This is a genomic window from Leifsonia sp. NPDC058194 (assembly GCF_042883605.1).
Lineage (GTDB): Bacteria > Actinomycetota > Actinomycetes > Actinomycetales > Microbacteriaceae > Leifsonia.
On the sequence record NZ_JBHVVL010000001.1, the window covers coordinates 434,658 to 447,151 of the forward strand.

At 70.6% G+C, this 12,494-nt stretch carries 14 protein-coding genes and 1 tRNA gene; 8 read left to right on the forward strand and 7 right to left on the reverse strand.

Annotated elements, in window-relative coordinates; translation table 11 throughout:
* Positions 1-67 precede the first annotated feature (67 nt).
* From ACFVU2_RS01985 to ACFVU2_RS01995, 3 genes are all read left to right on the forward strand, one after another.
* Positions 68-1,291: an Ig-like domain-containing protein gene (locus ACFVU2_RS01985; protein ID WP_387870286.1), complete on the forward strand. Its 1,224-nt coding sequence runs from the start codon at positions 68-70 to the stop codon at positions 1,289-1,291.
* Between the two features lie 131 nt (positions 1,292-1,422).
* Positions 1,423-2,568 (forward strand): LacI family DNA-binding transcriptional regulator, encoded by a 1,146-nt coding sequence (locus ACFVU2_RS01990; RefSeq protein ID WP_387870288.1) that lies wholly within the window; start codon positions 1,423-1,425, stop codon positions 2,566-2,568.
* Positions 2,565-4,301, forward strand: a complete 1,737-nt coding sequence (locus ACFVU2_RS01995) for a glycoside hydrolase family 13 protein (RefSeq protein WP_387870290.1) — start codon at positions 2,565-2,567, stop codon at positions 4,299-4,301. The genes ACFVU2_RS01990 and ACFVU2_RS01995 overlap by 4 nt, the downstream gene beginning before the upstream one ends.
* A gap of 33 nt (positions 4,302-4,334) precedes the next feature.
* Here the strand turns inward: ACFVU2_RS01995 and ACFVU2_RS02000 are convergent, their stop codons facing one another.
* From ACFVU2_RS02000 to ACFVU2_RS02010, 3 genes are all read right to left on the reverse strand, one after another.
* Positions 4,335-5,018, reverse strand: coding sequence for a M23 family metallopeptidase (locus ACFVU2_RS02000; RefSeq protein WP_387870292.1), 684 nt, complete (start codon positions 5,016-5,018; stop codon positions 4,335-4,337).
* A gap of 254 nt (positions 5,019-5,272) precedes the next feature.
* Entirely contained in the window at positions 5,273-6,085 is an 813-nt protein-coding gene (locus tag ACFVU2_RS02005) for an inositol monophosphatase family protein (protein ID WP_387870294.1), read from the reverse strand.
* A gap of 80 nt (positions 6,086-6,165) precedes the next feature.
* Positions 6,166-6,247, reverse strand: a tRNA-Tyr gene (locus tag ACFVU2_RS02010).
* A gap of 188 nt (positions 6,248-6,435) precedes the next feature.
* Between ACFVU2_RS02010 and ACFVU2_RS02015 the strand changes: the two genes are divergently transcribed.
* Positions 6,436-6,996 carry an ATP-dependent Clp protease proteolytic subunit gene (locus ACFVU2_RS02015; RefSeq protein WP_387870296.1) on the forward strand — a complete coding sequence of 187 codons (561 nt, stop codon included), beginning with the start codon at positions 6,436-6,438 and terminating at the stop codon, positions 6,994-6,996.
* Between the two features lie 21 nt (positions 6,997-7,017).
* Here the strand turns inward: ACFVU2_RS02015 and ACFVU2_RS02020 are convergent, their stop codons facing one another.
* Complete coding sequence (locus ACFVU2_RS02020) at positions 7,018-7,386, reverse strand: helix-turn-helix domain-containing protein (RefSeq protein WP_387870298.1); 369 nt, start codon at positions 7,384-7,386, stop codon at positions 7,018-7,020.
* A gap of 86 nt (positions 7,387-7,472) precedes the next feature.
* Positions 7,473-7,688, reverse strand: coding sequence for a DUF2283 domain-containing protein (locus ACFVU2_RS02025; RefSeq protein WP_387870300.1), 216 nt, complete (start codon positions 7,686-7,688; stop codon positions 7,473-7,475).
* A gap of 144 nt (positions 7,689-7,832) precedes the next feature.
* Between ACFVU2_RS02025 and ACFVU2_RS02030 the strand changes: the two genes are divergently transcribed.
* From ACFVU2_RS02030 to ACFVU2_RS02045, 4 genes are all read left to right on the forward strand, one after another.
* Positions 7,833-7,976: a hypothetical protein gene (locus ACFVU2_RS02030; RefSeq protein WP_387870301.1), complete on the forward strand. Its 144-nt coding sequence runs from the start codon at positions 7,833-7,835 to the stop codon at positions 7,974-7,976.
* Positions 7,977-8,065: 89 nt separating this feature from the next.
* Entirely contained in the window at positions 8,066-8,380 is a 315-nt protein-coding gene (locus ACFVU2_RS02035) for a YbjQ family protein (protein ID WP_387870304.1), read from the forward strand.
* An 82-nt stretch (positions 8,381-8,462) separates the two neighbouring features.
* Positions 8,463-9,500 (forward strand): YeiH family protein, encoded by a 1,038-nt coding sequence (locus ACFVU2_RS02040; protein ID WP_387870306.1) that lies wholly within the window; start codon positions 8,463-8,465, stop codon positions 9,498-9,500.
* Between the two features lie 52 nt (positions 9,501-9,552).
* Complete coding sequence (locus ACFVU2_RS02045; protein ID WP_387870309.1) at positions 9,553-10,041, forward strand: YajQ family cyclic di-GMP-binding protein; 489 nt, start codon at positions 9,553-9,555, stop codon at positions 10,039-10,041.
* Here the strand turns inward: ACFVU2_RS02045 and ACFVU2_RS02050 are convergent.
* Positions 10,028-11,029 carry an alpha/beta hydrolase gene (locus ACFVU2_RS02050; protein ID WP_387870311.1) on the reverse strand — a complete coding sequence of 334 codons (1,002 nt, stop codon included), beginning with the start codon at positions 11,027-11,029 and terminating at the stop codon, positions 10,028-10,030. The genes ACFVU2_RS02045 and ACFVU2_RS02050 overlap by 14 nt on opposite strands.
* A gap of 69 nt (positions 11,030-11,098) precedes the next feature.
* Positions 11,099-12,481, reverse strand: coding sequence for an FAD-dependent oxidoreductase (locus ACFVU2_RS02055; protein ID WP_387870314.1), 1,383 nt, complete (start codon positions 12,479-12,481; stop codon positions 11,099-11,101).
* Positions 12,482-12,494: the final 13 nt, after the last annotated feature.

Here is a 12,494-nt window from a genome sequence, read left to right on the forward strand (position 1 = left end):
GCGCATCGGGTCTCACAGAGGAGGGACGCACCCGCGTCTCCCCCATCGCACCCGCAAGGAATACCCGATGCCCGTCTTCAGAATCGCACTCGCGGCCGTGGGCGTCGCAGTGCTCGCCCTCCTCCCGTCGATGTCCGCCGACGCCGCCGACATCGATCCGGTCACCTCGGTGTCCATCGCGTCGCCCGACCCGGGCGACCCCGGCGCACCCTTGACCGTCGGGCAGATGTTCCGCGTCGACGTGGCGTGGGCACTGCCTGCGACCGTCGCGCCCGGGGACACCTTCTCGGTCTCGTTCCCGTCGCCCGTCCACGGCTACACGTCGTCGTTCTCGCTGAAGGATCCCGACGGCGCCGAGGTCGGGACCTGCACGGTCGACTCCGACTCGTTCGACTGCACCGTCGGCGACTACGTCTCGAGCCACACCGGCATCTCGGGGACGCTCTTCTTCTACGCCAGCGCCGTCGCGACATCCGGCGGCACCCTGCTGTTCCAGACCTCGGACGGCACGGTCTATCGCGTCGTCGTGCCCGGCGCCGGTATCGGCGAGGGCACGGGAGGCGCTGCGACGGCCCCGCCGACGGCCATCGCCAAGGGCGGCTGGCAGAACGCCGACGGCAGCCTCGGCTGGCTGATCTACCTGCCGGGCGGCCTTCTGCTCCACGATGGCGCGGAGGTCACCGTGACCGACACGTACGACGCGCGACTCTCGCTCATCCCTTCGTCGCTCTCGGTCGAGCGGGTCGCGGACGCCGACTGGAACGGCGGAGACTGGTCCGGCTCGTCGACGCGTCTCGCAGAGGGCGCGGCACCCGGCGAGTACACGGCCTCATTCTCCGCACCCTCCTTCCAGCTGACGGTGCACGACCCGGATCCGCAGAGCACCTATGTCGTCTACTACCAGCTGGCCGTTCCGGCCGGGACGGCGGACGGCACCGTCTTCTCCAACAGCGTCCGCGGCGACGGGATCGGGTCCGACGAGGCCACCGTGTCGTACGTGGCCGCCGGCGGCGCCGCGACCGGCACCGAGGTGACCGTGACACCGACGCCGACACCGACGCCGACGCCGACACCGAGCCCGACGGGCGCCGCGACGCCGCTCGCGACCCCCGACGCAGGCGGTCCGGGCGCCGCACCTCTCGCGTCGACGACGACCATCCTCGCGCAGACAGGCTCCGACGCTGCTCCCGCCGTCGTGGGCGCAGGAGCGGCCGCGCTCGCCCTCCTCTCCGGGATCGCCCTGCTCGCCGTTCGGCGCCGGCGTCGCACCGGGGCATCCCTGCGAAGCTGACGGGACGCCCGGCTCCCTCACTGCAAACGCTTCCACTTCGCAGAGGTGCCGCCGCTAGACTCGACCCGTCGACCACCGGTCGACCGGTCGCCCGTCCGGCGGCGGACACCACCCGAACGCGAAGGGATGCGATGCCCGGCATCGACGACGTCGCGCGCCTCGCCGGCGTCTCGACCGCGACCGTGTCGCGCGCCCTCAGCGGCAACGGCCCCGTCTCGGAGCGCACCCGCTCCCGGGTCGCCGAGGTGGCGGCCTCCCTCGGCTACGTGGTCTCGTCCGATGCGTCGAGCCTCGCCTCCGGCCGCACGCGCAACATCGGCATCGTGGTCCCGCACCTCAACCGGTGGTTCTTCACCTCCGTCATCGAGGGCGCGGAGCGGGCACTGCTGCGCCGCGGCTACGACCTCACCCTCTACAACCTGAGCGGCGACGACGGCGAGCGCCGACGCGTGTTCGACCACCACCTCCTGCGCAATCGCGTCGACGCGGTGATCGCCGTCGCGCTCGCCCTCGACGGCGAGGAGGTCGGGCGGCTGCTCTCGCTCGGCAAGCCCATCGCCGGTGTCGGCGGTCCGCTCCCCGGCGCGAGCGCCGTCACGATCGACGACGTCGCGCTCGGCCGGCTCGCGACCGACCACCTGCTCGCTCTCGGCCACCGGCGCATCGCCTACATCGGCGGCAGCGAGCAGTGGGACCTCGAGTTCCACACGCCCACCAAGCGCCGCATCGGCTACGAGTCGGCGCTGCGCGATGCCGGTCTCGATCCGGATCCCGGGCGCAGCCGTGGCGCCGACTTCACAATCCCCGGCGGGCATGCCGCTGCGATGGAGCTGCTGGCGGATCCCGGCGATCGGCCGACGGCCATCTTCGCCGCCTCCGACGAGATGGCGATCGGCTGCATCCTCGCCGCGCGGGAGCTGGGGCTCTCGGTGCCGGAGGACCTCTCTGTCATCGGCGTGGACGACCACCATCTCGCCGACTTCTTCGGACTGACCACGATCGCGCAGCATCCCGAGCTGCAGGGCGAGGAGGCCGTCGAACTGCTCCTGAGAAGTGTGGAGCGCGGTCGGCGTCGACCGGGTGCGCGCACGACCGCCGCCACCGCACCCCGGCCGGCGGTCGCCGACGATGAGCCCGTCACCGTGCCGGTCGCCGTCGATCTGGTCGTGCGGTCGAGCACCGCGCCACCCGCACCCGTGTCCGTGCCCGGACACGCATCCGCACAGCCAACCCCTGCACACCCAGCGCTGTCCCTCGACAGCCCGAACGAGAGGTGACGGCCATCACCGCCACGAACACCCCCGACCCCTCCTCCGCCCTCGCACCCCGCTCCCCGGGCCGCGAGTGGTGGCGCTCCGCCGTCATCTACCAGGTGTACCCGCGCTCGTTCGCCGACGCCGACGGCGACGGGATGGGCGACCTCCCGGGCATCACGCACCGGCTCCCCGCGCTGCGCGAGCTGGGCGTCGACGCGGTCTGGCTGTCGCCGTTCCAGACGTCTCCGCAGCGCGACGCCGGGTACGACGTCGCCGACTACTGCGACGTCGACCGCCGTTTCGGCACGCTCGACGACTTCGACGCCATGCTCACGTCGGCGCACGGACTCGGTCTGCGCGTGATCATCGACATCGTGCCGAACCACTCCTCCAGCGACCACCCCTGGTTCCAGGAGGCCCTCGCCGCCGGCCCGGGCAGCGCCGAGCGCGCGCGCTACCTGTTCCGTGACGGCAAGGGCGAGCACGGCGAACTGCCGCCCAACAACTGGGAGTCGATCTTCGGCGGCGCCGCCTGGACCCGGGTCGTGGAGGCCGACGGCGCCCCCGGCCAGTGGTACCTCCACCTCTTCGACAAGTCGCAGCCGGACTTCGACTGGACGAACCCGTGGGTCTGGGAGCAGTTCCGCGGCATCCTGCGCTTCTGGCTCGACCGCGGTGTCGACGGCTTCCGGGTGGATGTCGCCCACGGCATGATCAAGGAGGCCGGCCTCCCCGACTACACGCCGCCGGAGAACATGGGCAGCATGGGCGGCGGAGCCGGGTCCGTCGCTCTCGAGCCCGGCATCGAGGGGCACGCCGGCGACGAGCCGCCGACGCCGCCCTACTTCGCCCAGGACGGCGTGCACGCCATCTACCGCGACTGGCACACCGTGCTCGAGGAGTACGAGGGCGACCGCGTGCTCTGCGGCGAGGCCTGGGTGGAGCCGCTGGAGAAGCTGGCCCGCTGGGTGCGGCCGGACGAGATGCAGCAGACCTTCAACTTCGGCTACCTCGAGACCCCGTGGGAGGCGGCGGCGCTGCGCACGGTGATCGACCGTTCGATCTCGGTCTTCGCGAGCGTCGGCGCCCCGAGCACGTGGGTGCTCTCGAACCACGACGTCGTGCGCCACGCGACCCGGCTCGCTCTCACGGGCGAGAACCTCCAGGGCCACGGCATCGGGCCGAAGACGACCGGGCTGCCCGACCCCGTCTTCGCTCTGCACCGTGCGCGGGCCGCGACCGCGCTGATGCTCGCGCTCCCCGGCTCCGCCTACCTGTACCAGGGTGAGGAGCTCGGCCTGCCGGAGGCGATCGATCTGCCCGACGACGCCCGCCAGGACCCGACGTGGTTCCGCACGAACGGCGAGCGCTACGGGCGCGACGGCTGCCGCGTGCCCATCCCGTGGGAGGGCGCCGACCCCTCCTACGGCTTCGGACCCGCCCCGCAGAGCTGGCTGCCGCAGCCGGCGTCGTGGGCGACGTACACGCGCTCGTCGCAGCAGGGCGTCCCCGGCTCGACGCTGACGATGTACCAGGAGGCGCTGGCCGCGCGACGTGCGTACGATCTGGCATTCGGCGAGCTGGACTGGTTCGACCTCGGCCCCGACACGCTCGCCTTCCGCTCCGGCGACGTCACCGTCGTGGCGAACTTCGGCGAGGAGCCCCTGGAGCTCCCGGCCGGCGACGTGCTGCTCGCGAGTGGAGAGATCGTGGGCCGCAGCCTTCCGCGCGACACGACGGCCTGGCTGATCTGACGACGGCCCGGCAGCGGTGCCCGGCCGGACGGCTCAGGACGCGTTGGCCTTGAGCCAGGCGTAGGGGTCGACCGGCTGGGTCCCGTTCAGCAGGATCTCCAAGTGGAGGTGCGCGCCGGTCGAGACGCCGGTGTTGCCGACCTTGCCCACGGTGTCGGCGACCTTCACGGCCTGCCCGGTCTGCACCTGTACGGAGCCGCGCTGCATGTGGCAGTACTTGCTGCTGACCAAGGCGCCGCCGATCATGTGGTCGATCGTGACGTTGACCCCGCAGCCTCCGTTGTCGCCGAGCACGACCTCGCGCACGACACCGTCGGCGATGATCTGGATGGGCACGCCCTCGCCCGGGGTGAAATCGACACCCAGGTGGTTGGTTGACGCACCGGCCGTCGGCGCTTCGCGCGGCCCGAAGTACGACGAGATCGGGACTCCGACGGGGAACGGCCATTGGACGGCGCCGCGCGGGTTGTTGGTGAACGTGTTGGCGATGCGCATCGAGCGGACCGCTGCGAGCTGCTCGGCCGCGGTGACCTCCGGGCTCTCGCGATCGACCACGGCGGTCTGGTCCGACTCGACGCGGTCCAGCGCCTGGACATCGGTCGCGCCCCCGGCGGATGGGAAGGCCTCGGCGACCGCGTTGGCGCGCACCTGCTCCTCGGTGAGGAGGGCCATGGCGGGAAGCGAGGTGGCGACGCCGATGCCGAGCACGGCGAGCATCGCGACGAGGCTGACGCCACGGCCGGCGCGACCGGCGCTCGCGGCACTCCCGGCGATTCGCTGCGTCTTCGGTCGTGGAGCACGCGGTACACGGAGCCGACGCGACTCTCGTGCCGCGGCCTCGAGGGCCTCTCGGGCGGCCCGGCGGGTCACCGGCGCGTCCGGCTCGGATCGGCCGGCGCTGTGGTCGGTGGAGGGGCGCACTCGACCAAAAGTAACAAATCGATAAACATCACGCCAGTCGGGCGATGCGATCACTCCCAGCCGGAGAAGAACTCCTGCATCGTCGGCTCGAGCTTCTCGTACAGGTCGGGCGCCGCCGCGAGCAGCAGCCGGCTCCCCTCCGGTCCCCCGTCCAGGCCGCCCACTCGGGCTCCCGCCTCCCGCGCGACGAGCGCTCCCGCCGCGTGATCCCACGGGTTCAGCCCGCGCTCGTAGTAGGCGTCGAGCCGGCCCGCGGCGAGCCCGCAGAGGTCGAGGGCGGCGGATCCGATGCGCCGGATGTCGCGCACCTCGCCGATCAGCCGGGCGACGAACTCCGCCTGCCTGCGCCGCACCCCGGCGTCGTATCCGAATCCGGTCCCGATCAGCGCGAGCGGGAGCTCCACCCCGGCGTTCACGCGGAGCACCTGACCGTTGCGGGTGGACCCGAGACCTGCGGCGGCCGCGAACACCTCCCCCGCCTCCGGGTTGACCACCGCACCGGCGAGCGTCCGCCAGGTGGCGGGGTCGGGGTCGCCCTCCACGACGGCGATGCTCACCGCGTAGTCGGGGATGCCGTACGCGTAGTTGACCGTGCCGTCGATCGGATCCACCACCCAGGTGAGCCCGCTGGTGCCGGCCTCGGCGCCGGACTCCTCGCCGAAGAAGCCGTCTGCGGGCCGGGACGCCGCGAGCACGCCGCGAATCAGATCCTCCGCCTCACGATCCGCACGCGTCACGATGTCCGACACCGACGACTTCGAGGCGGCGATCTCGACCCCGTCGCGCCGGCGCTGCTGGGCGAGCGTCGCCGCCCGCTTGGCGACGGCCACGGCGATGTCACGGAGCTCTGCAGAGGAGGTCATGGCCTCAGCCTCCCACGCGCCGCGCATTCGCGCCGAGATACACGAAACCCCCGGTCGTCGACGACCGGGGGTGTTCTCGGTGGCGAGTGAGGGATTCGAACCCCCGAATGCTGAGCAGTCTGATTTACAGTCAGATCCCTTTGGCCGCTTGGGTAACTCGCCGTTCGCGCTCCCGACCACCAGTCAGCTGCTGACCGAAGGCGCCGTCTAAGGATACTGGTACCGCGGCCGGTCGCGAAATCAGACCGCGTCCAGCCCGTTCCCACCCTCGGGAGGGCCATCTGCCCGGCGCGAATTCGCGACCGGCAGAAGGCGGAGACACGGGCTCCCCCGCCGCGCAGGATGGGCGCATGGACACCGACATGAACTCCCCGGTCCAGCGTCTGCTGGAAGAACGGATCGTCTTCCTCGGCAGCGAGGTGACGGACGAGACCGCCAACGAGGTCTGCGCCCGCCTGCTGCTCCTGGACTCGATCTCGTCCGACAAAGACATCTACCTTTACATCAACTCCCCGGGCGGCTCGATCACCGCCGGCTTCGCCGTGTACGACACGATGAACTTCGTGCGTGCCGACGTCGCGACGGTCGCGCTCGGCTTCGCCGCCTCCATGGGGCAGTTCCTGCTGTCGTCCGGCGCGAAAGGCAAGCGCTTCGCCCTGCCGAACGCCTCCGTCGTGATGCATCAGCCGCACGGCGGTTTCGGCGGCACGAGCGCCGACATCCAGACCCAGGCCAACCAGATCCTCCATTTCAAGCGCCGGATGGCGCAGCTCACCAGCGAGCAGACCGGGAGGACGGTCGACCAGATCGTCGAGGACGGCGACCGCGACCGCTGGTTCACGGCCGATGAGGCGCTCGACTACGGCTTCGTCGACGCGGTGGTCGAAACGACCGGGGCGCTCCGCCGCTGAGGCTGTGGCTGTGGCTGTGGCTCAGGCGACGAGCAGGAGTGCGGCGGGCGCCGTGTCGGTCGACGGCGTCCGCTCCATGGCCGGCGTCACGACGGACCCGACGGCCGCGCCCGCGTCGCGCTCGGGGACGAGACTCAGGACCTGTGCGTGCTCAGCAGCCTGCACGCCCGCGAACTCCGCCGCTGCACGCGTGAGCAGCTCGCCTTCCGGCACCTCCAGCACCCGGCACAGCGCGGCGAGGATCTCGGACGACGCCTCCTTGCGACCGCGCTCGATCTCGGAGAGGTACGGGATGCTGACCCGCGAGGTCTCGGAGAGCTGGCGCAGCGTCGTCCCCCGCTCCGTCCGTATCCGGCGGAGCACGGACCCGAGCGCGTGCCGCAGAAGCATGTCGCCAGCCTAAGCCGCGCCGAGCGGATCCGTGCCGGATGCCGTCCGCGATTCTGCTCCGGGCAGAATGCGCAGCACTGCTCCGGTCAGGCCGGCTCCGCGCCGGCGAGTACCTCCGGCGGAAGGACGCGCTGCGCGCCGAGCACCTCGAGACCGACGAGCCGGCCATCGCGGTCGTACTCGGCGTCCACGTAGCCGCCCGCTGGCACTCCGGCGACCGAGCCGCGCCCGGGCACGATCGCGGCGCCTTCGTCGAACAGGAGGTGCGCCACATCCAGCTCGGGGTCGTAGACGATGCGCATGACACGACGCTACGCGGCACGTGGCGGCTCCGTCGTCGGACCGTCGTACGATCTCGCACGTCCTCCGAGAGACGGATCCCGCCGATCGACGACACCCCGAGGCCGCTTCCACGGATGTCGGTGGCCGGGCGCAGAATCGTCGGCATGAGGACCTTGGAGATTTGCGAACGGTGCGACGGGACCGGAGCCGACCCCGCACAGCACGGTGAGGAGATCACCGTGTGCGTGGAATGCGCCGGCGACGGCTGCCACGTCACGTACTACGCCGAGCTGGAGCAGACGGCCTAAAGCCAGACGGCCGCGAGCCGACGGCCGCGGCGTCGTGTGCCCCGTACCGGAGGCTGGAGTTGCGGCGGCCGGTGTGCGAGTGTCGGGTCATGCTGATCGTGACGACCAACGACATCCCGGGCCACACCGTGACGAACGTCCTCGGCGAGGTGTTCGGCCTGACCGTGCGTTCCCGCAACCTCGGCTCCAACATCGGAGCCGGATTCAAGTCGCTCGCCGGCGGTGAGCTCAAGGGGATCACCACCCTGCTGCACGACGCACGCGTCGAAGCACTGGGCCGCCTGGGTGACGAGGCGCAGGCGAAGGGCGCGAACGCCGTGCTCGCCTTCCGCTTCGAGACGAACGACTACGGCCAGGGCGGCGTCGAGGTGTGCGCCTACGGCACCGCCGTGACGATCGACTGACCCACAGCCACAACCCGGCGCTGTAGCTGTACAACCGCGCGCCGCTGGCCGCCGGCCGGTCCGGCACGGGATGCTCGATGGAATGAACGTCTCCCCCGTGCGCACCCTCCCGGCCCGTCTCGTCACGCGGGGTGCCGACGTCGCGCCCGGTGTCGGCGTCACGATCGTCATCGCGCTCGTCGCGACGGGCATCGCCCGCCTCGTTCCGGCCCTCGGGAGTGCGCTCCCCGCGCTGCTGATCGGGGTGGTCGTCGCGATCGTCCGCAAGCCCACGGGGCGGGTCGCGCCCGGGGTCGCCTACTCGGGCAAGTTCGTCCTGCAGCTGGCCGTCGTCCTCCTGGGCGTGCAGCTCTCGCTCTCCAGCATCCTCGTCGTCGGGGTGCAGTCGCTGCCCGTCATGCTCAGTTCCCTGGTGGTGTGCCTGCTCGCCGCCTGGCTGATCGGTCGCGCGTTGCGCATCCCGGCCCGGGAGCGCACCTTGATCGGAGTCGGCACGGGCATCTGCGGGGCCTCCGCGATCGCCGCGGTCTCTCCGATCATCGGCGCGGCCAGCTCCGAGATCGCGTACGCGGTCTCGACGATCTTCCTCTTCAACGCCATCGCCGTCGTCGTGTTCCCTTACCTCGGCCACGCCCTCGGGATGGATCCGCACACCTTCGGCCTCTTCGCCGGCACGGCCGTGAACGACACCAGCTCGGTCGTCGCCGCGGCGAGCCTGTTCGCGACCTCCGCCCTCGGGTTCGCCGTGGTGGTGAAGCTCGTGCGCACCCTCATGATCATCCCGATCAGCATCGGCCTCGCTGTCGTCGAGAACCGCCGGACCAACGCGGGCACACCGATGACCGCACGCCGGGCACTCGGACTGGTGCCGTGGTTCCTGGTCGGCTTCGTATTGGTTGCCGTCGTGAACAGCGTCGTACCCATCCCGGCGCCCGTGCACGACGGGCTGGTCACCGTCAGCGTGTTCCTCGTCTCCGTCGCCCTCGCCGGGATCGGGCTCTCCACCGACCTCACGGCCATCCGACGCGCCGGCTGGCGGCCGCTCCTGCTGGGCGCGACCCTCTCCACCCTCGTCGCGGGGACGAGCCTGCTCGTGATCTGGGTCACGGCGCAGTTCTGACTCGTAGACTGGAACGGTTCGTCAGCAACTCTCGGAAGATCGGATGGATACCGTGGCAGACTCCACGTTCGACGTCGTCAGCAAGGTCGACAAGATGGAGGCGGACAACGCCGTCAACCAGGCGCGCAAGGAGGTCGAGCAGCGCTACGACTTCAAGAACGTCGGCGCCTCGGTCGAGTGGAGCGGCGAGAAGATCCTGCTCAAGGCCAACACCGAGGAGCGCGTGAAAGCGGTGCTCGAGGTCCTCGAGTCCAAGATGATCAAGCGCGGCATCACGCTCAAGTCGCTCGACGCCGGCGACCCGTACGCCTCCGGCAAGGAGTTCCGGATCGAGATCGGGCTGAAGAACGGCATCGAGCAGGATGCGGCCAAGAAGATCACCAAGCTGATCCGCGACGAGGCCCCCAAGTCGGTCAAGGCCCAGATCCAGGGCGACGAACTGCGTGTCTCCTCGAAGAGCCGCGACGACCTCCAGGCCACGATGGCGCTCCTCAAGGGCGCCGACCTCGACGTGGCACTCCAGTTCGTCAACTTCCGCTGAGATACCCGCGGATCCACCGGTCCATCTCGCTGTACGCGGCCGCGCGCGGCTGCTCCCTCGACAGGAACACGTCGTGCAGTGCTCCGTCGATCCGTGAGACCGTCACGGTCGGCGCAAGGCCCAGCGCACGCCGCGCGATGTCCTGCACGACCAGCACGATGTCGCTGCTCATCATCTCGGCGGTCCAATAGGGCAGCAATGCCGACCGCGCGGACAGCAAGGTCAGCACGGGCACGTCCAGCCCCAGTCCCGCGGCCACGCGGGCGTGGCCGGAGAGGATCGCCGTCAGCCAGGCGGGATGCACGGGGAATCCGCGCACCGGGCGCCACGCCAGGTCGTAGTCCCATTCGCCGTCCATCGTCTTCGAGACGGAGCGGGTGTAGTAGCCCAGGTCGACGTTCGGCAGCGCGGCCTTGGGATCGATCCGCGCGTGCAGGTCGATCAGGGGGGCGAGTGCGGCCCGTCCCGGTCCGCCGGCCTGGAACTCGAGCCACGGGCTGTTGAGCACGAGCGCGTGCGCCCGGCCGGGGTGGCGTTGGGTCCAGAGGCTCAGCGTCAGGCCGCCGGTCGAGTGGCCCAGCAGCAGAAGCCGCCGTCCGGACGCCGTCCCCTCACCCTGACCGATCGCGTCGAGCGCGGCGGCGATGTCCTCGTCGTAGGTCGCCAGATCGTCGACGAACCCCGGAGTCTGCCCCTCCCGGAGGCTCCGGCCGTACTTGCGCAGATCGAGCGCGAAGAAGCGAGCTCCCCGGTCGTGCCAGAACCGCGCGAGCTCCTTCTGGAAGAAGTAGTCGGACCAGCCGTGCACGTAGAGCACGTCCACCTCGGCCGCCGGGCGGTGCGGCCGCAGATCGGCGAGACGGGGAGGCGGCACGTACCGGACCAGAGTCGCGACGACCTCGCCCTCGCTGTCGGGACGCAGCGGCAGGGTGAGCTGCTCGAAGGGCTCGCCGAGCACATCCGGTCGCCACTCGTGCTCGCGCGTCATCCCCCCAGCGTGCCAGGTCGGGGGCCGTACCGGTACACCCGGTGCATCGAGCCGACGATGTGCCTGCGGCTACTCTTCGGTCGAGGCCGAGACCGATGCGCGGTTGGAGACGCGCACCATCTCGTCACGGGGAACGACCTTGATGCGCGCGCGCCCGCGCTCGGCGCCGAGGGCCTGTTCGTGCTGGTCGAGGTTGTGCCACCCGTCGAGGTCGGTGTACTCCACACCTCGCTCGCGCAGGAGCTTGTCCACAGATTCCTCGTCAGGGTCGGTGGGAGACCACCAGTTGCCCTGATCGTTGATCACATGCTTGATCGTCTCCATCGCGTCCGACTTGGTGTGTCCGATGAGCCCTACGGGGCCGCGCTTGATCCACCCGGTCGCATAGACGCCGTACATGCGCTCGTTGTCGTCCCCGCGCAGCACCTGGCCCTCGTGGTTCGGGATGACGCCGTGCTTCGTGTCGAACGGGATGTCGGGCAGCGGCGAACCGAAGTACCCGACCGCACGGTAGAGCGCCTGGATCTCGACCTCGCGGATCTCGCCGGTGCCGCGCACGCCGCCCTCGCCGTCGGGCTCGGTGCGCTCGTAGCGGAAGGCGCGCACCCGGCCGTCGTCGTCCGACAGGACTTCGAGGGGCTTGGCGTAGAAGTGCAGGTGCAGGCGGCGGGACGCCGAGCCGACCTCGCGCTGACGCCACTGCTGCAGCACGCGGTCGATGACCATGACCTGCTTGTTGCTGGCGATGGCGTCCTTCGACTGCTCGTCGTACTCGAAGTCCTCGTCGTGGACGATCATGTCGACGTCGCGCAGCTCGCCGAGCTCGCGCAGCTCGAGGGGGGTGAACTTCACCTGGGCCGGACCGCGGCGCCCGAAGACGTGCACGTCGGTGACGGGCGACTTCTGGAGGATCTCGTACACGTTGTCCGGGATCTCGGTGGGCAGGAGGTCCTCGGCGTGCTTGGCGAGGATGCGCGAGACGTCGAGAGCCACGTTGCCGTTGCCGATGACGGCGACCGACTCGGCTTCGAGCGGCCAGGTGCGCGGCACGTCGGGGTGCCCGTCGAACCAGCTGACGAACTCCGCGGCTCCGTACGAGCCCGCCAGGTCGATGCCGGGGATGTCGAGGCCGGCGTCGCGGACGGCGCCGGTCGAGAAGATCACGGCGTTGTAGTGGCGCTTCAGGTCTTCGAGCGTGATGTCGGTGCCGAAGTTGACGTTGCCGAAGATCCGGATGTCGCCGCGGTCGAGCACGTCGCGCAGAGCGGTGATGATGCCCTTGATACGGGGGTGGTCAGGGGCGACCCCGTACCGCACCAGGCCGTACGGCGCGGGGAGCTGCTCGAAGAGGTCGATGGACACGTCGAATCCGCGTTCCGCCTTGAGAAGGATGTCCGCGGCGTAGATCCCGGCAGGGCCGGCGCCCACGATGGCCAGTCGGAGTTTGGTCATATGATGCGTCCTT

What these genes read in the sequence shown, in the direction of transcription:
- ACFVU2_RS02020 (WP_387870298.1), bottom strand. Translation starts at nt 7,386, where the DNA reads ATGCTTCTGCGGCACGCGCTCGGGTCCGTGCTCCGCCGGATACGGACG.
- ACFVU2_RS02055 (WP_387870314.1), bottom strand. Translation starts at nt 12,481, where the DNA reads ATGACCAAACTCCGACTGGCCATCGTGGGCGCCGGCCCTGCCGGGATC.
- ACFVU2_RS02025 (WP_387870300.1), bottom strand. Translation starts at nt 7,688, where the DNA reads ATGCGCATCGTCTACGACCCCGAGCTGGATGTGGCGCACCTCCTGTTC.
- ACFVU2_RS01990 (WP_387870288.1), top strand. Translation starts at nt 1,423, where the DNA reads ATGCCCGGCATCGACGACGTCGCGCGCCTCGCCGGCGTCTCGACCGCG.
- ACFVU2_RS02005 (WP_387870294.1), bottom strand. Translation starts at nt 6,085, where the DNA reads ATGACCTCCTCTGCAGAGCTCCGTGACATCGCCGTGGCCGTCGCCAAG.
- ACFVU2_RS02035 (WP_387870304.1), top strand. Translation starts at nt 8,066, where the DNA reads ATGCTGATCGTGACGACCAACGACATCCCGGGCCACACCGTGACGAAC.
- ACFVU2_RS02040 (WP_387870306.1), top strand. Translation starts at nt 8,463, where the DNA reads ATGAACGTCTCCCCCGTGCGCACCCTCCCGGCCCGTCTCGTCACGCGG.
- ACFVU2_RS02050 (WP_387870311.1), bottom strand. Translation starts at nt 11,029, where the DNA reads ATGACGCGCGAGCACGAGTGGCGACCGGATGTGCTCGGCGAGCCCTTC.
- ACFVU2_RS02030 (WP_387870301.1), top strand. Translation starts at nt 7,833, where the DNA reads ATGAGGACCTTGGAGATTTGCGAACGGTGCGACGGGACCGGAGCCGAC.
- ACFVU2_RS02015 (WP_387870296.1), top strand. Translation starts at nt 6,436, where the DNA reads ATGGACACCGACATGAACTCCCCGGTCCAGCGTCTGCTGGAAGAACGG.
- ACFVU2_RS01985 (WP_387870286.1), top strand. Translation starts at nt 68, where the DNA reads ATGCCCGTCTTCAGAATCGCACTCGCGGCCGTGGGCGTCGCAGTGCTC.
- ACFVU2_RS02000 (WP_387870292.1), bottom strand. Translation starts at nt 5,018, where the DNA reads ATGCTCGCCGTGCTCGGCATCGGCGTCGCCACCTCGCTTCCCGCCATG.